Source organism: Promicromonospora alba, assembly GCF_042654905.1.
GTDB classification, from domain to species: domain Bacteria; phylum Actinomycetota; class Actinomycetes; order Actinomycetales; family Cellulomonadaceae; genus Promicromonospora; species Promicromonospora alba.
In genome coordinates this window covers 892813-913313 of sequence record NZ_JBHSFI010000004.1, presented here as the reverse complement: position 1 = coordinate 913313, position 20501 = coordinate 892813, and the positions used below count along the sequence as shown (strand labels likewise).

Genomic DNA, 20501 nt, shown 5'->3' with positions numbered 1-20501 from the left:
GCGGATCAGGTCAGTAGGGGCGGATGTAGACCGCGTAGTCCTGCCACTGGGCCGTGTGGCGTACGGGCGTGCCGTAGTTGGCGGCCTCGACGACCATGCCGTCGCCCGCGTAGAGGGAGACGTGGCCCTGGGTCCACACGATGTCGCCGGGGATCGGCGACGTGACCTGGTAGCCCGCTGCCACCATGGACGACGACGAGTGCGGCAGGTCGACGCCGAGCTGGGCGTACACGTACTTGATCAGCCCGGAGCAGTCGAAGCCCGACCCCGGCGACTCGCCGCCGTACGTGTAGGCGATACCGATGTACTGCATGGCGATCGCGACGGCCTGTGCGCCGATGGAGCCGTCGGACGCGTAGTCCGGGGTGGCCGGCTCGACCTTCTCGGCCGCGGCCTCCGTCACCGCCTCCGGCTCGGTGGCGGTCTCCACGGCGGGTTCTGGCTCGGGAGCGGGGGTGACCTTGACGGCCTTGCTCTCGATGTTGAGCTTCGCGTCGGTCGCTACCTGCACGGCCGGCGCTGCGGCCAGCTCTTTGTTTGCCAGGCGGTTCGAACCGTCTCCCATGACGGCGTGTGCGCTGGGTGCGAACGCCGTCGCGAGAAGTCCGGACGATGCCGCGATCAGCGCACCCGAGCGGGCGGCACTACGGGTCACGGTCATCAGGGGAGTGCTAGGAGCGTGAACGGCGCGGTGTCGACCGCGTCGGACGGTGGTACTCACCGAAGTTCTCCAAGTCGCCGGTTTCGCGGGCCCGTACCGATCTGGGGAATGGGGCTCGCGATTGTGCCTCCGGTGGCACAACGGATCCGACGCTACATACGGGTCATCACTCTGTCTCGATCAGATAACACTTGTCGTGAAGTACCAAGGCGTGCGAAACGTGGGTAACTTTTCGACAGTCGTCTTTTCCCAGCGTAAGAGCCATTCTTTTGACTGATATGGCCTTGAGGCGACATGGAAAATCCGCGCGAGAAACAATGCGACACGCCGATCTGCGGTGATGGGTCAGCGCTTTTCCAGGGCTCGACGCTCCGCCTCGGTCTTCAGATCGGCCAGCTCGGCGTCCACGAGCTCCCGTGCGCGCGAGCCGAGGGCGAGGTTGGTCAGCCCGGCGAGCATCCCGCTCTGCGCGACCGCCAGCGTGAGCTCGCACGCGGCGTCGGACACCGGCGCGATCCGGTGGGCCACCCCCGACCGCACGCCCGGGGTGCTGCTCGACCAGGAGAAGCCGTCGCCCTCGGTGAGGCTGTCCACCTCCCAGACCGCAGGTGGCAGGCCGGGCTGCGTCAGCTCGACACGGGAGCCGACGGCGATGGCCGTCTCGGTGCCCAGGATCGTCACGCTGGTCATGGAGCCGGTCCAGGCAGGCATGCGCTCGACGTCGGACAGCACCTGCCAGACGACGTCGGCGGGCGCCTCTACCCGGGTGCTGGTGCGGTAGGCATGGGCCACGGGCCCCAGGCTACGCCGGGCTCGAGAGCATCGGGCGTGGCCTGGGGCCCGTGGCGAGCTACCAGGTCAGGAACCCGTGGAGAGCAGGAGCGTGACCGGGGCTCCCCAGCTGACCAGAGCGCCGGCCTGCGGGTCCGACGAGACGACCGTCCCCGCCGGCACGGTGTCCGACTCGGTGTCCTCGAACGTGCAGGCGAGGTGCTTGGCCAGGCAGGCGACCTCGGCGTCCTCGCGGGTCATCCCGGTGAAGTCCGGGATCTCGATGGCACTGTCGGCGACCTCGTCGGGCAGGGGCACGAACTCCGTCCTGAGGAACGTCTCGAGGGAGTGCATCTTGCCTATCGACTCCTCCGACTCGAGCGGGAGGTTCTGCCCCTCGTCGTAGATCACCGTGGTGGTCCGGTCCCACAGCTCGAACGTCGCGGCGGTGCCTGTGCGGCCCTCCGAGTCCTGGACGTCCTGCTCCACGTCGACGGCGGACAGGCTCGTGAGCAGCTCCCATGCCGCAGCGCGCACCTCCGGTGGGGCCGGCGCATCAGTGATCAGCCTGGCCGTGCCGTTGAGCGCCGCATCCTCGGCCATGCCCGTGGGCTCGAACGTGTCGAGCAACGCGTCGTGCAGAGCCGCCGGCTCGGTGGGCAGCGCCGCAATCTCTGCCCAGGTGAAGCTGATGGGTTCTGCGCCTTCCATACCGAGGTAGCCGGTCACGTCGCGCAGCGCCGGGCCGGAGCTGCGGAGCTCGAAGTTCACGCCGTCCCCGTACCAGCGCTCGATGCCCAGCGGCGTGTAACCGTCGACCTCCTCGCCCTGCTTCGCCGATTCGTTGCGGGTCACCACATGGAAGTACGTCGCATCCCGCCAGTCCTCCGGAGGAACGACCGGACCCCCGGGCAGGTTGTCGGGGGCGTCGGTCAGCCGGTCGCCCTCGCTCGACGTGACAGGCGGGCCGCTCGGCTCCGGCGACGGCTCCACCGCCATCGCCATCGAACCACCGGGCAGGGCGGTTCCCGGGGGCTCCATCGTGGTGGCCGCCCAGGCTCCGCCGCCGAGCGCCAGCCCCATGGCCAGGGTGACGCCGCCTACCCGAGCGGCCCGCCGCCGTCGGGCAGCGGGGACGACGCGCGTGACGTCGACGTCGATCTGGGGTGCGACCCGAGTGGCCTGGGTGCGCAGGCTCTGCGCGAACTGCTCGTCGTCGTTCATGACGCGCTCCTCTCGTGGGTGGTGCTCGTGGTGGTTGCTGCGGTGGGTGCGGCGTCTGCCAGGTCCTCCGCCTGGAGGAGCTCCCGGAGGCGGGCGAGGCCGCGTGACGCGGTGGACTTCACGGTGCCGACGGAGACGCCCGTCGCGTCGGCGACCTCACGCTCCGTCAGGCCGTCGAGATGCCGGAGCACCACGATCCGGCGCTGCTTGGTGGGAAGCGTCAGCAGGGCGCGGCTCAGGCGGTCCCGCTCGGCGTGCCGGTCGGCCGAGCTGGGGCCGCCGCCCGACCGGTCGGGCAGCGTGTCGGAGGCCATGAGCACCTCCCGCCGGTGTCTGCGCCACGTATCTATCCGCGCGTTGGCCAGGATCCGGCGGGCATACGCGAGCGGCTCGCCTCGCCGTGCCTTCGGCCAGGCCAGGTACGTCTTCATCAGGGCCTGCTGCACCAGCTCCTCGGCGACGTGCGTATCGCCGCACAGCAGCCAGGCGGTGCGGGCGAGAGCCGGGGCTGACCGCGCCATGAAGCCGGCGAACTCGGCCTCCTTGTCCCCCACCACGACCACGTCGATCGCCTGAACCTTGTCGGGGCTCGAACGCCCCGCGACCATTGGCATGCTCATGCCTCCTTCACGGTCCAGCACCACGAAAGGTTGAGTCGGCCGCTCGGGAGATTGTCGGTGCCCTTCCGTATCCTCGCGGCATGGCTACGCATCGGCTCACGGCGCAGCAGGGCCGGCGCATCGCGCTGCGCGCCCAGCTGCTCGACGCCCGCCGACCGGTGGACCTCGTGCACCTGGTGGAGGACCTGACGTTCCTCTCGGTGGACCCGACGTCGGCGGTGGCGCCCGCGGTGGACCTCGTCGCCTGGTCGCGGCTCGGCAACGAGTACTGGCAGGGCGCGGTCGACGACGCGATCTCCGACCGCATGCTGTTCCAGCTGCGTGGCACCGTACGGTCGATGGTCGACCTGCCCCTGTACCTGGAGCAGATGGCGCGCTGGCCTCAGAACGAGACCATGCGGCAGTGGCTCGCCGACAACGCCGAGTTCGAGCGCGAGGTGCTGGCGCTGGTGGAGGCGGACGGGCCCGTGCTCGCCAAGGACGTGCCGGACACCGCCCGGGTGCCGTACACCTGGGGCGCCGAGGGATGGAGCAGCCGCCGCAGCGTGGCCGAGATGCTCGAGGCGCTGAACATGCAGGGCAAGCTCGCGATGGTGGGGCGTCAAGGCAGGCAGCGCCTGTGGGACCTGGCGGAGCGGGTCTATCCACAGGTCGACGCGGTGCCGCTGGAGGAGGCGGTCCAGGAGCGGGTGGCACGACGCCTGGCAGCCGAGGGCATCTCCCGCAAGCGGGTGCAGGGCCGTTCGGGCGACGGCTGCTGGTGGGTGGACATGCCCGGCGAGATCGTCGAGATCGAGGGGGTCGACGGCGAGTGGCGCGCCGATCCCGAGCTGCTCGAGCGGGTGGACGACGAGTTCGAGCCCCGGACCGCGCTGCTGTCCCCGTTCGACGCGATGGCCGCCGATCGGCCCCGGCTCCTCGACCTCTTCGGCTACGAGTACACGCTCGAGATGTACAAGCCGAAGGGCAAGCGCCGCTGGGGCTACTTCGCCCTGCCGATCCTGCACGGGGAACGGTTCGTGGGAAAGCTCGACGCGAAGGCGGACCGCAAGGCGGGCGTACTGAACGTGTTCGCGGTGCACGAGGACCTGCCGTTCGACGGGGCCACCATGGACGCGGTGCATGCCGAGGTGGAGCTGCTCGCCTCGTGGTTGGGGCTGAGCCGGATCGACTACGCCAGGGAGGCATAGGCGTCTCTCCTGACTCACAGTCAGGTGGTTGAAAGTTTCACCAGTCCCATCAAGTCCGAAATGCGACTATCATCCGCGAGGTGACGTCGCAGATGATGGTCGACCTGGTTCCCGTGGACGAGGAAGTGCTCGAAGGCCTCCTGGCTCTGGCCGTTGCCGAGGCCCTGCCCGGCGAGGTCATGCCGCCCGCCTCGGGCGAGTCGACCACCGAACCCCGCACGACCTGGACCGACCTGCGCAAGGGTGCGTTCAGGGAGTACCACCGCCGGTGCCGCGTGAACCCGCACTCCCCGGTTCCCGAGGTGACCTGGGCGGTCAAGGCCAGAGGCAGGATCGTGGGGGCCGCGCGCCTGGCCCTGGTCGACGGCGATCCGGCCGCACGGGAGGTCGGCCTCTGGCTCGGCCAGTCGTACCGCGGTCAGGGCATCTCCGGCGAGGTGGCCTACTGGGCGTTCGCCGCGGCACAGACCATGGACGCGAAGCGCCTGGTGGCGCGGACGACCGCGCGGTCGGCGATCGTGCGGAAGTCCCTGGAGCGCATCGGTTTCCAGGTGGTGGACAGCGGCGGTGTCCTGGTCGGCACCATCTCGCTGCCCTGACGGGACCTGTCCCGACGTGACCGGCCCTGATACGACCGGCCCTGACACGACGTAGCCGGCGACTCAGTCCTGGGTGAGCGCCTCGAGCTCCGCGCGCGTGCCCGCGAACACGTTCATGTCGATGTACGGCTCGACGCCGTCGTAGCCGGGTAGCCGGTCGCGGTTCGAGTACTGCCAGACCGTCCACTCACGACCGTCGGACAGCCCGGGCGCCCACGCGACCGACCGGATCCAGACGGGCAGGTCCGGGTAGCGGCCCGCCAGGTAGAGGTCGTAGGCCTCCTCCGTCGCGTACACGATCGGGGCTGCGCCGTAGTGCTCCTCGATCCCGGCGACCAGCGGGTCCAGGATCGCGTGCACCTCGTCCGGCGTCGGGTGGTTCTGGAAGTACGAGCCGTAGAACTCGAGGTCGATCACGGGCGGGAGAGTGCCAGGGGTCGCCGGGACCTCGGCGGCGAGTTGCGCGGCCTGGTCGGCTCCCGAGCTCTCGAAGCTCATGAAGTGGTACGCCCCGACGAGCAGGTCGGTCCGTGTGGCGGCCGCCCAGTTCTCGGCGAACCGCGGGTCGGTGTGCGAGGCGCCCTCGGTGGCCTTGATCCACGCGAAGTCGAGGTCTTGTGCGGCCAGCACGTCCCAGTCGATCTGCCCCTGGTAGTGCGCGACGTCCACCCCTCGCACGTCGTACCGCGCGGCGAGGATCCGGTTGGGCCAGACGACGCCGTTCGCCACGAGCAGGCCGAGCACGGCGAGAACGGCGACGACCGCCGACGTCGTCCACAGAGCTGTGCGTCTGCTCATTCGCCGGTCGCACCGCCCGCCAGCTCGGCGGAGACGTCCAGGTGGCCCGCGTGGCGGGCGTACTCCTGCAGCACGTGGAAGCAGATCCAGGCGAGCGTCGGCGGGTCCTCGGTGAACCGGCCGTTTACCGCACCGTGCTCGTCCATCGAGTGCGACGCGAGCACCTCGCCGGTCACTGTGCCGCCCGCGTGCAGCGCCTCGAGCAGCTCCTCCAGGCCGACGCCGTCGGGCACTGCCCACGGTCCGTCCGGGTCCTCGGCCGCGTGGTCACCCCACGGGTGGTCCACCGGCTCCGCCAGGAAGCCCCACCGGAACCAGCGCCGCTCCATGTGGACCAGGTGGATCAGCAGCTCGAGCGGCGACCAGCCGGACGGGAGCCTGGAGGCGCGCAGGTCGGCGTCCGACAGGCTGCGCAGCTTGCGGTCCACGGCGTGCCGGTAGTAGTCCAGGTAGGCGGTGAACAGGGCGGCCGGGTCGGCGGTGTCGAGGCGTGGCTCGCGGTCGGAGAGGGGCACGGGGTGAGGCTACTTCGAGGCACTGACAACCTGGTCGCGAAAGTGCTGTGACATCCGTGCCTCTGGTGCGTCTGTAGTGCATGAAGCAGACCAGGAGCAGGACCTACGGCCTCGCCTCGAACCCCTCGGAGTGGGCGGCGCACCGCCGCGCCGTCGTCTTCTCCGTGCGCCGGATGTACCCGGGCGTCGACGCGGAGCGGGCGGCGACCGAGGGCCTGGGCGAGCTGTGCCGCCAGATAGTGGTGCACGGCGCCGTCGACCGGCCGGCCGTCGTCTGGTGCGAGGCAGCGGTCGCGGCCGCCGCGCGCCTGCGGACCGGGGCCGGTTCGGCCGCATGAACCGGCGGTGGTGCGCCCCGGCGCCGTCCGACCGTCCGCATCCGCGCATGTCGGACGCACAGGCCTACGGGACCTGTGCGCCCGACGCTTTCGTCAGCGCGTGCTGCCGACCTCTGCGACGAACCGTGCGGCCCGCTCGCGCAGACCCAGGATGCGCCGGTCGGTGATCAGCTCACGCATGGCCGGGTCGTTGCCCGCCTCGGTGAACGTCGGCATGCGCCGCACGTTCCGCGAGCAGCCGAACTCGGTGCAGATCAGGGTGCCTATCGTGTTCCCGTTGCGCCCCGAGGCCCCGCCCCTGCGGGCGACGTACAGGGAGACGTCGTCGGTGACGACGACGTCCTCGCACCAGGCGCACACGCCCTTGGTGCGCTTGCTCGACTTGGCCTCGGCAGAGCGCAGCAGCACTCCGGTCGGTTCGCCGTCGAGCTCGAGCACCACGTAGGCGGACAGCGGCGCCTTGCGGTCGTGCCACCCGAGGTAGTCGAGGCGCTCCCAGTCGAGCGCGTCGAGGTCGGGCAGGGTGGCCTGGGCGGCCTCCCGCTTGCTCGCGTTCAGGAAGGACGCGCGGATCTGCTTCTCGGTCAGAGGATTCATGGGGTATCGGCTTCCGGTCGTTCGGAGGCCACCGGCCGGCATCGGCCGTCGCGAGGAGCGCGACAACGCCTCGGTCACCGATTCGTTCGGTCACCGGGCCGGCAGGCGGCAGGGCAGGGGACGACGCCGCGCCCGCCCTCCGACGTCCGCGACAACCCGCCTGACCGCCGAAGCGGTCGGCGCGGTGTGCTGCCGTGGTTTGTTCAGAGAGTCGTGACGCGGGTCCGGGAACTGCCCGAGCAGGCCGCGACGGCCGCCCCGCATCCCGCGGTGAATACCCGCATCTCTCGCTCCTCGTGTGATCCCTGAGGCCGGCCGGGCAAGATCGCCGCACAGCCGACCCGTCGATGCTACGACACGGACCCTGCGCGGTACACGTGCTTTTTGCCACAGGCGGACGGCCCGCGCCCGCCGCGTACGCGCCGCTCCGCGCGGACCCGGCTCATGTCCAGGTGGCGGTCTCCGGGTCGACACCGTGGGCCAGGGCGTTGGCGTCCACGACGTCGCGGAGCCATTCGGCGAGGCCCTGCTCGATGTCGTCGTAGAAGGAACGGAAGCCTGGGTCCTCGGCGTAGGAGCGGGCCACGAGGACGTGCATCGAGTGCGTGCAGTCGAAGTAGGCGCTCATCGATGCGCGGTGCCGCTCGGCCAGGGCGTTCGCCCGGCCGCTTCCCGGCAGCACGCCGTCGCGGAGAGCCTTGGCCAGGTCGGCGTGCAGCACCTCGAGGTCCGCCATGATGCGTCGCCAGTCCTCGGGGCTCCGGTCCGCTGCTCGTTCGGCGTACTGCGCCCACTGCTCGCTGTCGCCCCAGCGTTCCCTGGCCTCGAGCTGCCGGGACGGCTGCCAGGTCGTGCCGAAGATGGCCACCTGTTCGTCGTGCGGGAGCAGGATGCCGGAGCGGCGGGCCTCGATCAGCCGGTCCAGGGCGTCCGCCGAACGTTCCAGGCGTGCGATGTGCTCCCGCACCTGGTCCCGCTGCCTCGTCAACGACTCCTCCGCGTCCGCGGTCGGCGCGTCGAGCAGCTGCGCGATCTCGGCGAGGGGGACACCGAGCTCGCGGTAGAGGCGGACCCGGTGGAGTCGGGCGACGTCTGCGGCGTCGTAGAGCCGGTGCCCGCCGGACGTGCGCTGGGACGGGCCGGCCAGCCCCACCTCGTCCCAGTGGTGCAGCGTCCGGACGGTGACGCCCACGACGGACGCGGCGCCGCCGACGGTAAGCCCGTCCGGCGGCACCGCGTCAGCCTTGCTCCGGTGCGTCATCACGGCAAGTCTCGCAGCCGTTACGGTCACCGGGACGGCCTCACGCCGAGGGTCCCTCGATGCCCAGCTCGTCGCGCAGGCTCTGGGCCTCGGCGCTGGCCGGGTCGTAGGGCCGGGCGGCGGTCATGATCACCCGCACGTTCTCCGGCGTGACCACTTCCAGGTCGATGGTGTTCCACGGCGTCCGACGCGGACCGGTGATGCTCCCAGGCACCAGCTCCGCGCAGGCCGTCGCGATCTGGTCCACCTGGCTCAGCACGCACGAGAAGGTCACCGTCATTGCCGGGGGGTCGGCCAGGACGGCCGCCGGGTCCTCCGTCGGGACGAGCAGGACGTCCTGGAACGCCCAGCGACGCAGATGGGTGACCCGGCCCGGAGCCGCGAAGAACTCGAAGAAGCCGAGGCCGCGCGTCCAGAACTCGACGGAAGCGGCCATGTCCAGGGTGGGCACGTTCACGAACATCGGCATGCCGTAGATGCCCCGGAACAGCTCGGCAGGCTCGGCATCCAGCGCGGGAAGGGGCACGGGGCCCATGTCGAAAGCAGGATATGTATCGGTCATGAAGCCAGCGTCACCCCTCACGTGGCGTGAGGTTCAAGCCCGTACGGAATCTCGTGCGAGCCGCGAGCCGCGAGCCGCGAGCCGGCCCTGCCTGGGACTAGCGGGTGGGCTCCAGCTCGGCCGCCGTCGGTGCCGCCGTCTCGCGGTCGGCCGGGTCGGTGAGGTGGCCGGTCCGCTTGAGCCACCACTCGGCGAGCAGGGTGGTCAGCGGCGGGACGGACGCGGCGAGGGCCACGAGCGTGCGGAACCAGCCCCAGCGCAGCTTGATCGCCACGAACAGCGTGACCCCGACGAACAGCACGAACGCACCGCCGTGGAGGCGGCCGAACAGCCACACCCCCGCCTCGGTGGTCTCCGTGACGTACTTGAGGAACATGCCGACCAGGAGCCCGGCCCAGGTGAACGCCTCGATCCAGGCGACGATGGCGAACAGGCGGCCGAGACGGGACATCGCGGGCATGCGGAACCTTCCGGAGGCGAGGCGGTGAGTCCCCTCAGTCTGCCCGACGGCGGACGGTGCTCCGCGCCGCCCGGCTACCGCAGTCGGGACCGGACAGCCGTGCCCGCGCAGGCGATGACCGCCGCCCCGCCGAGCACGGTCGCCCAGGTCAGCTGCTCGTGCAGGAGCAGCGCGGCCCAGCAGATGCTGAGCACCGGCTGGACCAGCTGGACCTGGCTGACCTGCGCCATCGGACCGATCGCGAGGCCGCGGTACCAGGCGAAGAAGCCCAGGAACATGCTCACCACCCCGAGGTAGCCGAACAGCGCCCAGTCGAGCGGGGTACCCGTCGGCGGGTCCTGCACCAGCGAGACACCGGTGAGCAAGGCCATCGGGACCGCGGCCAGCACCAGCGCCCACGAGATGGTCTGCCAGGCGCCGAGCTCGCGGGCGAGCAGCCCGCCCTCCGCATAGCCGAAACCGCACGCGACGACGGCGCCGATGAGCAGCAGGTCCGCACCGTGCAGCCCGCCGAGCCCGCCGCCCTGCACGGCGGCGAAGCCGACCGCCGCTACCGCGCCCAGCGCCGCCGTCACCCAGAACGATGCCCGCGGTCGCTCGCGCACACGCAGCACCACCAGTACCGCCGTCACCGCCGGCAGCACCGCGATGACGACGACGCTGTGGCTCGCCGACGCCGTCGCGAGCGCGAACGAGGTGAGCACCGGGAAGCCGAACACGACGCCGCCCGCGACGATCGCGAGCCGCGCCCACTGCCCGCCCCGGGGCCGGCGCTGCCGGGTGACCCCCAGGGCGACTGCCGCGAGCGCCGCCGCGACGACGGCCCGGCCGCAGGACACGAACAGCGGTGACATGCCCCCGCCGTCGACCACCATGCGGGTGAAGGGGACCGTGAGCGAGAAGGCCGCGACCCCGAGGAGGCCCCACCAGAGGCCGGCCCGCGCTGTGGGTAGCGGCAGTGCAGTCTGGAGAGTAGCGCTACTGTTGGCTGTCATGTATGACGATAGCAGTGCACGCATCGTTGCCGGCCTGCACGAGTGGATCGCCGCCGCTGCACCGGAGGCCCGTCTGCCCTCCAGCCGGGCGCTCGTGGCGCAGTACGGGGCGAGTCCTGTCACGGTGCAGAAGGCGCTGCACACCCTCGCTGCGCAGGGTGTGGTGGAGACGCGGCCGGGTGTCGGCACGTTCGTCCGGGCGGTGCGTGTGCCGCGTCCCCATGACTTCGGCTGGCAGACGGCGGCACTCGGCCCGCGGACCAGACCGGTACAGCAGCTCTCCCGGGCCCTGCACACCGCCCCGAACGACGTGATAGCACTGCACTCCGGCTATCCGGACCGCGAGCTGCTGCCCGAACGCCTGGTGCGGTCCGCGTTCACCAGGGCCGCCCGCAGCGACGCCGCCGTCACCAGCTCACCCGCCGCAGGGCTGCCCGAGCTGCAGGCGTGGTTCGCCGCCGAGCTGGGCAGCGCGGCGCCCGCCGGGATCGCTCCGCCGACGCCGAGCGACGTCGTCGTCTTCCCAGGGAGCCAGTCCAGCCTCAGCACGGTGTTCCGTGCGCTCGCAGGCGCCGGCCGGCCGCTCCTCGTCGAGTCGCCGACCTACTGGGGCGCGATCCTCGCCGCCGAGCAGGTAGGCGTGCAGCTCGTACCGGTGCCCAGCGGCCCGCACGGCCCGGACCCTGACGAGCTCGCACGTGCCTTCGACCGGACCGGGGCGCGCGCCTTCTACGCGCAGCCGAGCTACGCCAACCCGACCGGCGCTCGCTGGTCGCCCGGCCTGTCCGACGAGGTGCTGCGCCTGGCCCGCGAGCACGGCGCCTTCGTGATCGAGGACGACTGGGCGCACGACTTCGGGATGAACCACGAGGTCGTCCCCCTCGCCGCCCGCGACGACGGTGGGCACGTGGTCTACCTGCGCTCGCTGGCCAAGAGCGTCTCGCCGGCGGTGCGCGTCGCAGGGCTCGTCGCCAGAGGCCCGGCCCGCGAACGCATCCTCGCGGACGCGCAGGCAGAGGCCATGTATGTGAGCGGCATGCTGCAGGCCGTAGCCCTGGACGTCGTGACCCAGCCCGCCTGGCGCACCCACCTGCGCGGCCTGCGCCAGCAGCTCGTGGCCCGGCGGGACCTGCTGCTCGGCGCGCTCCGGGAGCACGCGCCGGCTGCCCGGGTCGAGGTGGTGCCGCAGGGCGGCCTGAACCTCTGGGTGCGGCTCCCGGACACCACCGACGTCGCGCGCCTGGTCCGGGACTGCGAGACGGCCGGCGTCATCGTGGCCGCGGGCAACGAGTGGTTTCCAGCCGAACCGACCGGTGCCTATCTGCGACTCAACTATTCCGGGCCGAATCCCGGGGCCTTCCCGGAGGGCGCACGTGTGATCGGGGAGATGCTGGCGCGCCAGGGCTGAATGCTTCTCCCGTGGACCATGCACCTGCTGCCACGCAGAGTCGTTCTTTGGCAGCAGGTGCATGGTCATCGGTGGCCGGCGTCTACTTCGGCGGCAGCGAACCGGCGTGGTCCACGCCGCGCCGCACCCAGCGGGCCAGCTCCTCCTCGGTGCCGAGACCGTCGGGCCCGATCGCCAGCCAGCCGGCCATGACTCGCGCGCCCATCACGGCGCGCGTGGCGGCGGTGGTGCGCTCCAGCTCCTCGGCGGCGTCGGGCCCGACACGGACCAGGATTCCTTCCGAGCCGCGCACCGCCACGGCGAGGTTGCCGTTGATCATGAACGACAGTCCGCCGAACATGCGCCGCTCGGTGACCTCGGGCGCGCCGTCCAGCACGCTCCGGATCTCGTCCGCGAGAGCCAGGTCGTATGCCATGTGAACGAGGCTACGCCGACCCCATCGAGCACCTAGGCCCGACGCAGCGCATCGACCAGGTGGGGCATCGCGCTCGACGGATTCGGGCCACGTGAGTTCCGGGACATCGGCCTGTCCTTGTGCGTGGCCATGGTGACGGCTTGATCGACGCGCTCGAACGGGAACGAAGCCGGGAGGTGTTTCCCGACGAACCCGTGGCGTCGGAGCTCCTTCTTGAGTGAGGCGGTGGTCTGTGGTGCTCCGGTACTCGCGAAGTGCCACAGCAACCACACCTCGAACTGTGGGTTCGACACCACGACCGTTTCGCCGCCCGTCGTGCATTTGCGCAGGACGTCGTCCAGCGACGCGTGTTCGTCAACGTCGACGACGAGCCACACCGCCTCGTAGTCGCTCTGCGAGGCGAGATCGCGGGCCTTCGCGAGAACACGGGACGGTTCCCCGCCACCGCTCTGAACGGCGCAGGGGACCACCGTGACGCCAGCAGTCCGCAGGTGCTGGACAAGCCCCTGCACGTACTGGACCTCGGTGATCTCGCCTTCGGTCACTATCAGGAGCTTCTTGTTCTCCTGACGGCTGGGCCGGCTCCTGCGGACCGAACCGCCCTTACGCATCCGCTGTTTCCCTTGGCTCGGCGTCAAGGAGGGTTGCCAGGAAGGACCGCGCAGTGCGGGGGATCGCGCCGTAGCGGCCGTCGAGGTAGCGCTTCGCGAAGTTCTGGTCTGCCCGGGTCGGGAAGTCCGCCAGTGAGAAGAGCGAAGTGGCCCCGTCACGGCCCTTCTCCGTGAACCAGGTTTCCTCGGGAGTGAGCATCGAGTCCGACTGGGCGGACAGGAGGAAGGTGTCGTGTGTTGTGAAGACGAGCTGGGCACCGGTGCGGTTGTAGTCGGGGTCCTTGAACATGCGGAGGATCACCTGCGAGAGCTGAGGATGCAGGCTGGCGTCGATCTCGTCCACTACGAGGAGGCCCCCCTGGCGCAGGATCGTGAGCGCCGGTAGAGCGAGAGTGAGCCAGGAGAGCGTCCCGGTGCTCTGCGCGTCGAGAGGCAGCGGAAACGTGCCGCTGTGGCCGAGGTGACGAAACATGAGCGCTCTCTGGACCAGCTCAACTTCTCTTCGTGCTGTCACGCTCGAAGGGCTGTCGTCTATGCGTTTGCTCGGGACGATGCCGAACTGGGAGTCCACTGGGTCCTTGCCGAATTCGGCCAGGTAGTGCGCGACCATCAGCTTCCCGAGCTCGGCACCGGTGGGCAGCTCCAGCTCGTCGATAACGACATCAGCTATCCCGATGTCGGCGACCCGCAGGAGCGTGATCACGTCGTTGAGGTCGATGACCCCGTGCGTGATTCCCTTGGTGATCTCATCGAGGCGCAGACCTCGGTCCTGCTCCGAGAAGTCGGCGATGACGACACGATCGACGAGCGCGGACCAGAGGGTGCCGAGAAGTTCGTGCCCGTTTGACCTGGCCTTCGACAGGAAGAGCTCTCGGTGACGAGTCGCCGACGCGTGTGTTCGGGGAGCGCCGAGAAGTGCACGGCCGAACTTGAACTCGTGCCCTTCCCGCTCGAACAGAACGCGATGCTTCGTGCTCGGGTAGTCGAAGAGCCACTCCTGGTGGACGGCATCCTGGTCGATCACGAACCCGTACTGGTAGCGCATGTCGTTGAGAACGAAATCGACTGCGTAGCCTGACTGGGAGTCCTTGGTCTCGGGGTCGAGCAGGAAGGGCTGCTGCGGCAGCTTGTTGTTCAGGCTCCATGACGTCGCGGAGTTCATGACCATCGCGCGGAAGAACTTCAGCGCATCCACGACAGTCGACTTGCCGGACGCATTCGCACCGTAGATCCCGGCTACCCGCGTCGTGGCCCCGAGCCAATCCCCGTCCTTGGGATGGAGCGTGGTCATCGAGGGCCGGACGAGCGACAGCACCGCCTCGTCGCGGAGGCTCCGATGGTTCTCGACCCGGAAACGCAGAAGGATCATGCACTCACTATCGCATTTTTCTCGCCGATCTGGTTGAACATCGACCAAATCGCTGTGGATAGAGCATCACTCACGCCTTCTCGGTAGAGGCTGCTGCCATCCGGAGCCGGAACAGCCGCACCACCCGCCCGGAGTCCCGTTCGTACCCGCGGTAGCCCGGCCACTGCCGCTCGATCTGCGCCCAGACGGCGTCCCGCTCGTCGTCACCGATGAGGGTCGCGCGGACCGGGATCCGCCGTCCGCCCACGCTGATGCTCGCCTCCGGGTGTGCGAGCAGGTTGTACGTCCACGCCGGATGCCGCCCCTGGGCGAACGCCGACCCGGCGACGATCGCTCGCCCGGGGCCATCCGGCGTGTACATGAGATAGGTGTCGCGCGGCTCTCCCGACCGCGCGCCCGTCGTGTGCAGCACGAGCGACGGCACCAGCAGTGCGCTGACCTGTAGCCGCCCTCGGGAGAGCCAGGCGAGTGCCCGTTCGGCCGGTGGCAGCAGCACCGGGCCGACGGCGCGGAACGCCCGCGTGCGCGTCAGGGGAGCGACCGCCGATCGGACGGTGTGCAGAAGGCTGGCCATCTGTCCATCATCTGGCTCCGGGCACCCGTCGGCACGGTTTCGCGAGGTACCGTCTCGACCGGCGCTGTTGCTTGCCCGCTTCCCCACCCTCTCCGCCTGGAGGAGTCATGACCACCACCCACGAGTCCGTCGCTACGCCGGACGGTGTCGTCGCCCCGCGATTCCGCCCGCCGGCCGGCGCCTCCAGCTCAGCGACCCTGTCGCTCGACGGGGAGTGGCGGTTCCGGCTGTTCCCGCATCCCGAGACGGGGGTGGACCACGCCGAGCGTGGCGAGGACTGGGACCGGCTGGCGGTGCCCGGGCACTGGCAGCTCGCCGAGGCCCCGCACGCGTGGCCCTACGGCGTACCCGAGTACAACAACGTGCTCTACCCGTTCCCGGTCGATCCGCCGCACGTGCCCGACGACAACCCGACCGGCGAGTACCGCACGACGTTCCGGCTGCCCGCCGACTGGCCGGAGGGCGGCCGCACCCTCCTTCGCTTCGAGGGCGTGGACTCCTGGTTCCAGGTGGCGCTCGACGGCGAGCTGCTGGCCACGTCGCACGGCTCGCGCCTGCCCACCGAGGTGGACCTGACCGACAAGCTGCGCGACGGCGGTGAGCACCTGCTCGCGGTCCGCGTCACCAAGTGGTCGGCCATGTCGTACGTCGAGGACCAGGACCAGTGGTGGCTCTCCGGGATCTTCCGCAGCGTCACGCTGGAGCACCGGCCGGACGGCGCGATCGACGACGTCCGCGTGCACGCCGGCTACGACCACACGACCGGCGTCGGCGCGCTGTGGGTGGACGCCGCCACAGTGGTGACCGGACCCGGCGCTGTCGCGGCGCGGGTTGCGGTGCCCGAGCTCGGGATCGAGGGCGCGGCCGGCGAGGAGCTGCGGGTCGCCGTCGAGCCGTGGAGCGCCGAGCAGCCGCGGCTCTACGACGTCGTGGTCACTACAGACACCGAGACGGTGACGCTCGCCGTCGGCTTCCGCACCGTCTCCATCGAGGACGGGGTGTTCCTCGTCAACGGGCGGCCGATCAAGCTGCGCGGCGTCAACCGGCACGAGTTCGACCCGCTGCGCGGCCGTGCCGTGACGCCCGAGCGGATGCTCGAGGACGTGCTGCTCATGAAGCGGCATCACATCAACGCCGTCCGCACGAGCCACTACCCGCCCCACCCGCACTTCCTCGACCTGTGCGACCGGTACGGCCTCTACGTGATCGACGAGAACGACCTGGAGACGCACGGGTTCCTGGGCGAGAGCTGGGCCGGCAACCCCACGGACGACCCGGCCTGGACCGAGGTGCTGGTCGACCGCGTCACCAGGACCGTGCGCCGCGACGCGCACCACGCGAGCATCATCATGTGGTCGCTGGGCAACGAGGCGGGCGGCGGGCGCAACGTCCGGGCCATGGCCGACGCCGTCCGGGCGCTCGACCCGAGCCGGCCGATCCACTACGAGGGCGACTACTCGAGCGACGACGTGGACGTCTACTCGCGGATGTACGCCGACAGCGCGGAGGTCGAGCTGATCGGCCAGGGCATCGAGCCGCCGCTGGAGCGTGCCGACGCCGACTCCCGCCGTCGGGCCATGCCGTTCGTGCTGTGCGAGTACGCGCACGCGATGGGCAACGGGCCGGGCGGCCTCGCCGACTACGACGCTGCCTTCGACCGGCACGCGCGCCTGCTCGGCGGGTTCATCTGGGAGTGGATCGACCACGGTCTGACCCGCACGGATGCGGACGGGGTCGAGTTCGCGGCGTACGGCGGCGACTTCGGCGAGCGGTTCCACGACGGGACCTTTATCGCCGACGGCCTGCTCCTGCCCGACCGCACGCCGTCACCCGGCCTGCTGGAGACGGCGGCCGTGTTCGCGCCGATCCGCATCGACGCGCAGCCGGACGGCACGCTCCTGGTGCGTAACCGTTACGCGTTCCGCGACACGAGCCACGCGGAGGTCGGCTGGACGCTGCACCGCGGTGCGGAGGTGCTCGCGACCGGCACCCTCGACCTGGTGCTGGAGGCCGGGACCGAGACGGTGGTGCGGCCGCCGTCCGACCTCGTGCTCCCGGAGCCGGGCGAGGCCCCGGTCTGGTGGACCGTGCGCGCCGTCCAGCACAAGGCGGAGTCGCTCGAGGAGGCGTGGCTCGAGCCCGGCTTCGAGCTCGGCGCCGGCCAGCTGCTCCTCGTCGAGCCGGCATCGCTCACCGCTCCGGCGGGCCGGGTGTCCACGGAGGCCGACGGCGGGTTCCGCGCCGGTCCCGCCCGGTTCGACGGCCGCGGTGACCTCCGCGAGCTCGCCGGCCGGACGGTGCACGACTTCCGGGTCGACGCCTGGCGCGCGCCGACCGACAACGACCGCCGCCCGGCGAAGTGGCAGGGGTCGGCCGACGAGGAGAAGTGGCGCGAGGCGGGCCTGCACCTGCTCGCCGAGCGCAAGAACGGTGTCGGCGTCAGCGCCGACGGGGCGCTCGAGATCGACGCCAGGATCGCCGGCCCGGCGACCCGTGCGGGCTTCGCCACGCGTTACCGCTGGCAGCCCGTCACCGACGCGCCGGACGCGGTCGACCTGGTCGTCGACATCCGGCCGGAGGGCCGCTGGCCCGAGAGCGTGGCTCGCCTCGGAGTGGTGCTCGCGCTCGACGAGCCGACGGCCGCCGAGACCGGCGTCCGCTGGACGGGCCTCGGGCCGGACGAGTCGTACGCCGACTCGAAGCAGGCGGCGCTCGGCGGCTCGTGGCAGCACACCGTCGCCGACTGGCAGACCCGGTACACCCACCCGCAGGAGAACGGCGCGCGCCGGGGCGTCACGAGCGCTGTCCTGTCCTTCACGGACGGGACCGGTCTGCGGATCGACGCCGGGGACGTGACGGTCGGCGCCCGGTCGCAGCTCGGGATCGAGCTGTCGCTGCGCCCCTGGTCGGACGACGCGCTGGACCGTGCGGCCCACCCGCACGAGCTCGTGCCGGACGGCAGGCTGTGGCTGCACCTCGACGCGGCACAGCACGGCGTCGGCAGCGCGGCGTGCGGCCCGGGCGTCCTGGCGAACGCTCAGCTCCACGCGGCGCCCGTCCGGATGCGTCTGCGCTTCACCACCCTGTGAACACGTGCCCGCCCCGCGCCGCGGGGCGGGCATGATGTATACAAGAACGGAAATACAAGGGCGACGACGAGGAGTGCGGCCGTGAAGATGGGCTTCCGCTGGTACGGCGAGGGCAACGACACAGTGACCCTGGATCATGTGCGTCAGATCCCTGGCGTGGAGACCATCGTGTGGAGCCTGCACCACAAGCAGGCCGGTGAGGTCTGGGAGCAGGCGGAGATCGACGCGGAGGTCGCCCGCATCACCGGCCTGTCGGACGAGGCCCGCGCCAAGGGCGTGACGCGGACGTTCGACGCCGAGGTGGTCGAGTCCGTCAACGTCCACGAGTCGATCAAGCTCGGCCGGACCGTGCTCGGGATGAGTCGCGACGAGGCGATCGCGAACTACGTCACGACCATCGAGCGGCTCGGCCGCGCCGGCGTCAAGGTCGTCTGCTACAACTTCATGCCCGTCTTCGACTGGTTGCGCACCGACCTGTGGCACCCGCTGCCCGACGGCTCGACCGCGCTGTACTACGAGAAGGCAGTGGTCGACAAGATGTCGCCCGAGAGCCTCATCGCCGACATGGAGGCGAACACGCACGGGCTGACGCTGCCCGGCTGGGAGCCGGAGCGGCTGGCGAGCTTCCACGAGCTCAACGAGGCCTACGTGGGCGTCACCCACGACGACATGTACGCGAACTACAAGTACTTCCTCGACGCGGTGATCCCCGCCTGCGAGGAGGCGGACGTGAAGCTCGGTGTGCACCCCGACGACCCGCCGTTCGACGTCTTCGGCTGGCCGCGCGTGGTCTCGACCAAGGAAGGGCTGGCCCGGGTGCTCGACCTGAACCCGAGCCCGCACCACGGCCTGACACTGTGCCTGGGCAGCTTCTCCGCCAACCCGGAGCACGACGCCGTCGACGCCGTGCGGACCTTCATGGACCGCATCCACTTCTCGCACGTGCGCAACATCAAGCACTTCGACAACGGCGACTTCACCGAGGTGGCCCACCGCGCCGTCGAGGGCAGCGTCGACACCACCGGGATCATGAAGGCGTACGCGGAGTCCGGCTACCAGGGCTACATCCGGCCCGACCACGGGCGCCACCTCTGGGACGAGAACACCACGAACAAGCCTCGTCCCGGGTACGGCCTCTACGACCGGGCGCTCGGCATCCAGTACCTGCTCGGCGCGTGGGACGCGTTCCGCTACCAGGCCTGAGCGGCGGCACGGGGCCAAGCGGCGGCGCGGGGCCGAATTTCCGTGGCGGTCTGCTCCGGCATGGGTCCACGATGCTCGTATGGAGCCACAGGAGCAGGCCGAAGAAGCCCTGACGACGCGCTGGACGCAGTCCACAGTCTTTCCCGACATGTGGGCCGACCCGGACGACGACCCGCGCGAGACCGAGACGCCGTCCGACGAGCGCGGGCTGCTGCTCGACTACCTCCGCTACTACCGGCTCACCCTGGAGATGAAGTGCGGAGGGCTCGACGCCGAGCAGATCGCCCGCCGGTCGGCCCCGCCGTCCACCATGTCTCTGCTCGGTCTGGTGCGGCACCTCGCCGATGGGGAGCGGCATCTCCGCCGTGTGATGGCGGGCGAGGACGCCCCCGACCTGTACCGCACCGAGGAGGACCGCGACGCGGAGTGGAACGGCGCAGTCGCCGACCCGGCGGTCGTCGAGGACGCCTGGCAGACCTGGCACGCCGAGATGGACGCCACGGACCGGTACCTCGACGGCGTCTCCGACCTCGAGACGTGGAACGCAGGCGCCTCCGACTTCGGACCGGAGGGCGCGGACCTGCAGCTTCGCGATGCGCTCATAGGGCAGATCGTCGAGTACGCGCGGCACTGCGGGCACGCCGACATCCTGCGCGAGCGGATCGACGGCCGCGTCGGCCAGTGACCGGCGTGGCGAACCGAGGGTGATGTCTGGCCGGTGGGCGCCGACTGCCTTGCGGTTGGTGCCCACGGTGGGACTCTGGAAGGGACTGACGCCCCGCGGCGCGCCCTGCGGTGCGGTTACCGCCGGTCACGAGGGAGTGAGACAGCGATGGTCACTGTGCGCAGCGTGTATCCGAGCTTCTCGGCGAACGACATAGATGCGGTCCGCGCGTTCTACGCGGACACGCTGGGACTGCGGGTGACGGCCCACCCCGAGGGTGCGGGCCTGGCGATCAAACTCGACGGCGGTACCTCGGTGTTCGTGTACGCCAAGGAGAACCACACGCCGGCGTCGTTCACGGTACTGCACCTCACCGTCGACGACGTCGACGAGGCGGTCGACGAGCTGATCGCCAAGGGTGTGGTCTTCGAGCGCTACGAAGGGTTCGAGCAGGACGAGAAGGGCATCGTGCGCGGGTTCATGGAAGGAGGTGACGGCGCCTGGCTCACCGATCCCGCGGGCAACGTCATCGGGCTCGCCGACGGCGGAGGACTCGAGGCAGCCCTCAGCCGGTAGG

Annotated in this window: 23 protein-coding genes; 8 read left to right on the top strand and 15 right to left on the bottom strand. The window is 70.6% G+C overall.

Features of this window, described 5'->3' with window-relative positions; all coding sequences use genetic code 11:
- Nucleotides 1–10 precede the first annotated feature (10 nt).
- The 4 genes from ACFO6V_RS15020 to ACFO6V_RS15005 form a co-directional block, all read right to left on the bottom strand.
- Complete coding sequence (locus ACFO6V_RS15020) at nt 11–661, bottom strand: C40 family peptidase (RefSeq protein ID WP_377136591.1); 651 nt, start codon at nt 659–661, stop codon at nt 11–13.
- 345 nt (nt 662–1006) lie between these two features.
- The gene (locus ACFO6V_RS15015; protein WP_377136590.1) at nt 1007–1453 is read right to left on the bottom strand and encodes an SRPBCC family protein; all 447 of its coding nucleotides are present in this window, start codon (nt 1451–1453) and stop codon (nt 1007–1009) included.
- Between the two features lie 66 nt (nt 1454–1519).
- Nucleotides 1520–2656 carry a PASTA domain-containing protein gene (locus tag ACFO6V_RS15010; RefSeq protein WP_377136589.1) on the bottom strand — a complete coding sequence of 379 codons (1137 nt, stop codon included), beginning with the start codon at nt 2654–2656 and terminating at the stop codon, nt 1520–1522.
- The gene (locus tag ACFO6V_RS15005) at nt 2653–3276 is read right to left on the bottom strand and encodes a SigE family RNA polymerase sigma factor (RefSeq protein WP_377136588.1); all 624 of its coding nucleotides are present in this window, start codon (nt 3274–3276) and stop codon (nt 2653–2655) included. The genes ACFO6V_RS15010 and ACFO6V_RS15005 overlap by 4 nt, the downstream gene beginning before the upstream one ends.
- Nucleotides 3277–3356: 80 nt before the next feature.
- On the opposite strand from ACFO6V_RS15005, the gene ACFO6V_RS15000 reads away from it, so the two are divergent.
- Nucleotides 3357–4466 (top strand): DNA glycosylase AlkZ-like family protein, encoded by a 1110-nt coding sequence (locus ACFO6V_RS15000; RefSeq protein WP_377136587.1) that lies wholly within the window; start codon nt 3357–3359, stop codon nt 4464–4466.
- A gap of 80 nt (nt 4467–4546) precedes the next feature.
- The gene (locus tag ACFO6V_RS14995) at nt 4547–5065 is read left to right on the top strand and encodes a GNAT family N-acetyltransferase (RefSeq protein WP_377136586.1); all 519 of its coding nucleotides are present in this window, start codon (nt 4547–4549) and stop codon (nt 5063–5065) included.
- Between the two features lie 63 nt (nt 5066–5128).
- Here the strand turns inward: ACFO6V_RS14995 and ACFO6V_RS14990 are convergent, their stop codons facing one another.
- Complete coding sequence (locus ACFO6V_RS14990; protein WP_377136585.1) at nt 5129–5863, bottom strand: GH25 family lysozyme; 735 nt, start codon at nt 5861–5863, stop codon at nt 5129–5131.
- Complete coding sequence (locus ACFO6V_RS14985; RefSeq protein ID WP_377136584.1) at nt 5860–6378, bottom strand: mycothiol transferase; 519 nt, start codon at nt 6376–6378, stop codon at nt 5860–5862. The genes ACFO6V_RS14990 and ACFO6V_RS14985 overlap by 4 nt, the downstream gene beginning before the upstream one ends.
- A gap of 80 nt (nt 6379–6458) precedes the next feature.
- Between ACFO6V_RS14985 and ACFO6V_RS14980 the strand changes: the two genes are divergently transcribed.
- Nucleotides 6459–6716 carry a hypothetical protein gene (locus ACFO6V_RS14980; protein WP_377136583.1) on the top strand — a complete coding sequence of 86 codons (258 nt, stop codon included), beginning with the start codon at nt 6459–6461 and terminating at the stop codon, nt 6714–6716.
- A 93-nt stretch (nt 6717–6809) separates the two neighbouring features.
- Here the strand turns inward: ACFO6V_RS14980 and ACFO6V_RS14975 are convergent, their stop codons facing one another.
- The 5 genes from ACFO6V_RS14975 to ACFO6V_RS14955 all read right to left on the bottom strand — a co-directional run bounded on the left by ACFO6V_RS14975 (nt 6810) and on the right by ACFO6V_RS14955 (nt 10591).
- A complete protein-coding gene (locus ACFO6V_RS14975) occupies nt 6810–7313 on the bottom strand; it encodes an FBP domain-containing protein (protein ID WP_377136582.1) in 504 nt (167 codons plus the stop codon).
- A gap of 442 nt (nt 7314–7755) precedes the next feature.
- Nucleotides 7756–8574 (bottom strand): MerR family transcriptional regulator, encoded by an 819-nt coding sequence (locus ACFO6V_RS14970; protein ID WP_377136581.1) that lies wholly within the window; start codon nt 8572–8574, stop codon nt 7756–7758.
- A 40-nt stretch (nt 8575–8614) separates the two neighbouring features.
- Complete coding sequence (locus tag ACFO6V_RS14965; protein WP_377136580.1) at nt 8615–9136, bottom strand: VOC family protein; 522 nt, start codon at nt 9134–9136, stop codon at nt 8615–8617.
- Nucleotides 9137–9233: 97 nt separating this feature from the next.
- Nucleotides 9234–9596 carry a DUF3817 domain-containing protein gene (locus ACFO6V_RS14960; RefSeq protein ID WP_377136579.1) on the bottom strand — a complete coding sequence of 121 codons (363 nt, stop codon included), beginning with the start codon at nt 9594–9596 and terminating at the stop codon, nt 9234–9236.
- Between the two features lie 74 nt (nt 9597–9670).
- On the bottom strand, nt 9671–10591 hold the full coding sequence (locus ACFO6V_RS14955) for a DMT family transporter (RefSeq protein ID WP_377136578.1): 921 nt from the start codon (nt 10589–10591) through the stop codon (nt 9671–9673).
- Between ACFO6V_RS14955 and ACFO6V_RS14950 the strand changes: the two genes are divergently transcribed.
- Nucleotides 10590–11999, top strand: coding sequence for an aminotransferase-like domain-containing protein (locus ACFO6V_RS14950; protein WP_377136577.1), 1410 nt, complete (start codon nt 10590–10592; stop codon nt 11997–11999). The two genes, ACFO6V_RS14955 and ACFO6V_RS14950, sit on opposite strands and share 2 nt — an antisense overlap.
- Before the next feature lie 82 nt (nt 12000–12081).
- Here ACFO6V_RS14950 and ACFO6V_RS14945 read toward each other — a convergent pair whose 3' ends face one another.
- The 4 genes from ACFO6V_RS14945 to ACFO6V_RS14930 form a co-directional block, all read right to left on the bottom strand.
- Nucleotides 12082–12414 carry a TfoX/Sxy family protein gene (locus tag ACFO6V_RS14945; protein ID WP_377136576.1) on the bottom strand — a complete coding sequence of 111 codons (333 nt, stop codon included), beginning with the start codon at nt 12412–12414 and terminating at the stop codon, nt 12082–12084.
- A gap of 32 nt (nt 12415–12446) precedes the next feature.
- The gene (locus ACFO6V_RS14940) at nt 12447–12959 is read right to left on the bottom strand and encodes an RloB family protein (RefSeq protein WP_377136575.1); all 513 of its coding nucleotides are present in this window, start codon (nt 12957–12959) and stop codon (nt 12447–12449) included.
- Nucleotides 12960–13017: 58 nt separating this feature from the next.
- Nucleotides 13018–14394, bottom strand: coding sequence for an AAA family ATPase (locus tag ACFO6V_RS14935; RefSeq protein WP_377136574.1), 1377 nt, complete (start codon nt 14392–14394; stop codon nt 13018–13020).
- A 70-nt stretch (nt 14395–14464) separates the two neighbouring features.
- Complete coding sequence (locus ACFO6V_RS14930; RefSeq protein WP_377136573.1) at nt 14465–14968, bottom strand: nitroreductase family deazaflavin-dependent oxidoreductase; 504 nt, start codon at nt 14966–14968, stop codon at nt 14465–14467.
- 107 nt (nt 14969–15075) lie between these two features.
- Here ACFO6V_RS14930 and ACFO6V_RS14925 point away from each other — a divergent pair, with 107 nt between their 5' ends.
- The 4 genes from ACFO6V_RS14925 to ACFO6V_RS14910 all read left to right on the top strand — a co-directional run bounded on the left by ACFO6V_RS14925 (nt 15076) and on the right by ACFO6V_RS14910 (nt 20500).
- On the top strand, nt 15076–18057 hold the full coding sequence (locus ACFO6V_RS14925; protein WP_377136572.1) for a glycoside hydrolase family 2 TIM barrel-domain containing protein: 2982 nt from the start codon (nt 15076–15078) through the stop codon (nt 18055–18057).
- 87 nt (nt 18058–18144) lie between these two features.
- Nucleotides 18145–19260 (top strand): mannonate dehydratase, encoded by a 1116-nt coding sequence (locus tag ACFO6V_RS14920; protein ID WP_377136623.1) that lies wholly within the window; start codon nt 18145–18147, stop codon nt 19258–19260.
- A 79-nt stretch (nt 19261–19339) separates the two neighbouring features.
- Nucleotides 19340–19945 (top strand): DinB family protein, encoded by a 606-nt coding sequence (locus ACFO6V_RS14915; RefSeq protein WP_377136571.1) that lies wholly within the window; start codon nt 19340–19342, stop codon nt 19943–19945.
- Nucleotides 19946–20092: 147 nt separating this feature from the next.
- Complete coding sequence (locus tag ACFO6V_RS14910) at nt 20093–20500, top strand: VOC family protein (protein WP_377136570.1); 408 nt, start codon at nt 20093–20095, stop codon at nt 20498–20500.
- Nucleotide 20501: the final 1 nt, after the last annotated feature.

Bases quoted from the DNA above. Each gene is read 5' to 3' on its own strand.
- ACFO6V_RS15020 (WP_377136591.1), bottom strand. From the start codon at position 661: ATGACCGTGACCCGTAGTGCCGCCCGCTCGGGTGCGCTGATCGCGGCA.
- ACFO6V_RS15010 (WP_377136589.1), bottom strand. From the start codon at position 2,656: ATGAACGACGACGAGCAGTTCGCGCAGAGCCTGCGCACCCAGGCCACT.
- ACFO6V_RS15005 (WP_377136588.1), bottom strand. From the start codon at position 3,276: ATGAGCATGCCAATGGTCGCGGGGCGTTCGAGCCCCGACAAGGTTCAG.
- ACFO6V_RS15000 (WP_377136587.1), top strand. From the start codon at position 3,357: ATGGCTACGCATCGGCTCACGGCGCAGCAGGGCCGGCGCATCGCGCTG.
- ACFO6V_RS14990 (WP_377136585.1), bottom strand. From the start codon at position 5,863: ATGAGCAGACGCACAGCTCTGTGGACGACGTCGGCGGTCGTCGCCGTT.
- ACFO6V_RS14980 (WP_377136583.1), top strand. From the start codon at position 6,459: ATGAAGCAGACCAGGAGCAGGACCTACGGCCTCGCCTCGAACCCCTCG.
- ACFO6V_RS14975 (WP_377136582.1), bottom strand. From the start codon at position 7,313: ATGAATCCTCTGACCGAGAAGCAGATCCGCGCGTCCTTCCTGAACGCG.
- ACFO6V_RS14970 (WP_377136581.1), bottom strand. From the start codon at position 8,574: ATGACGCACCGGAGCAAGGCTGACGCGGTGCCGCCGGACGGGCTTACC.
- ACFO6V_RS14965 (WP_377136580.1), bottom strand. From the start codon at position 9,136: ATGACCGATACATATCCTGCTTTCGACATGGGCCCCGTGCCCCTTCCC.
- ACFO6V_RS14960 (WP_377136579.1), bottom strand. From the start codon at position 9,596: ATGCCCGCGATGTCCCGTCTCGGCCGCCTGTTCGCCATCGTCGCCTGG.
- ACFO6V_RS14950 (WP_377136577.1), top strand. From the start codon at position 10,590: ATGTATGACGATAGCAGTGCACGCATCGTTGCCGGCCTGCACGAGTGG.
- ACFO6V_RS14955 (WP_377136578.1), bottom strand. From the start codon at position 10,591: ATGACAGCCAACAGTAGCGCTACTCTCCAGACTGCACTGCCGCTACCC.
- ACFO6V_RS14945 (WP_377136576.1), bottom strand. From the start codon at position 12,414: ATGGCATACGACCTGGCTCTCGCGGACGAGATCCGGAGCGTGCTGGAC.
- ACFO6V_RS14935 (WP_377136574.1), bottom strand. From the start codon at position 14,394: ATGATCCTTCTGCGTTTCCGGGTCGAGAACCATCGGAGCCTCCGCGAC.
- ACFO6V_RS14930 (WP_377136573.1), bottom strand. From the start codon at position 14,968: ATGGCCAGCCTTCTGCACACCGTCCGATCGGCGGTCGCTCCCCTGACG.
- ACFO6V_RS14925 (WP_377136572.1), top strand. From the start codon at position 15,076: ATGACCACCACCCACGAGTCCGTCGCTACGCCGGACGGTGTCGTCGCC.
- ACFO6V_RS14920 (WP_377136623.1), top strand. From the start codon at position 18,145: ATGGGCTTCCGCTGGTACGGCGAGGGCAACGACACAGTGACCCTGGAT.
- ACFO6V_RS14915 (WP_377136571.1), top strand. From the start codon at position 19,340: ATGGAGCCACAGGAGCAGGCCGAAGAAGCCCTGACGACGCGCTGGACG.
- ACFO6V_RS14910 (WP_377136570.1), top strand. From the start codon at position 20,093: ATGGTCACTGTGCGCAGCGTGTATCCGAGCTTCTCGGCGAACGACATA.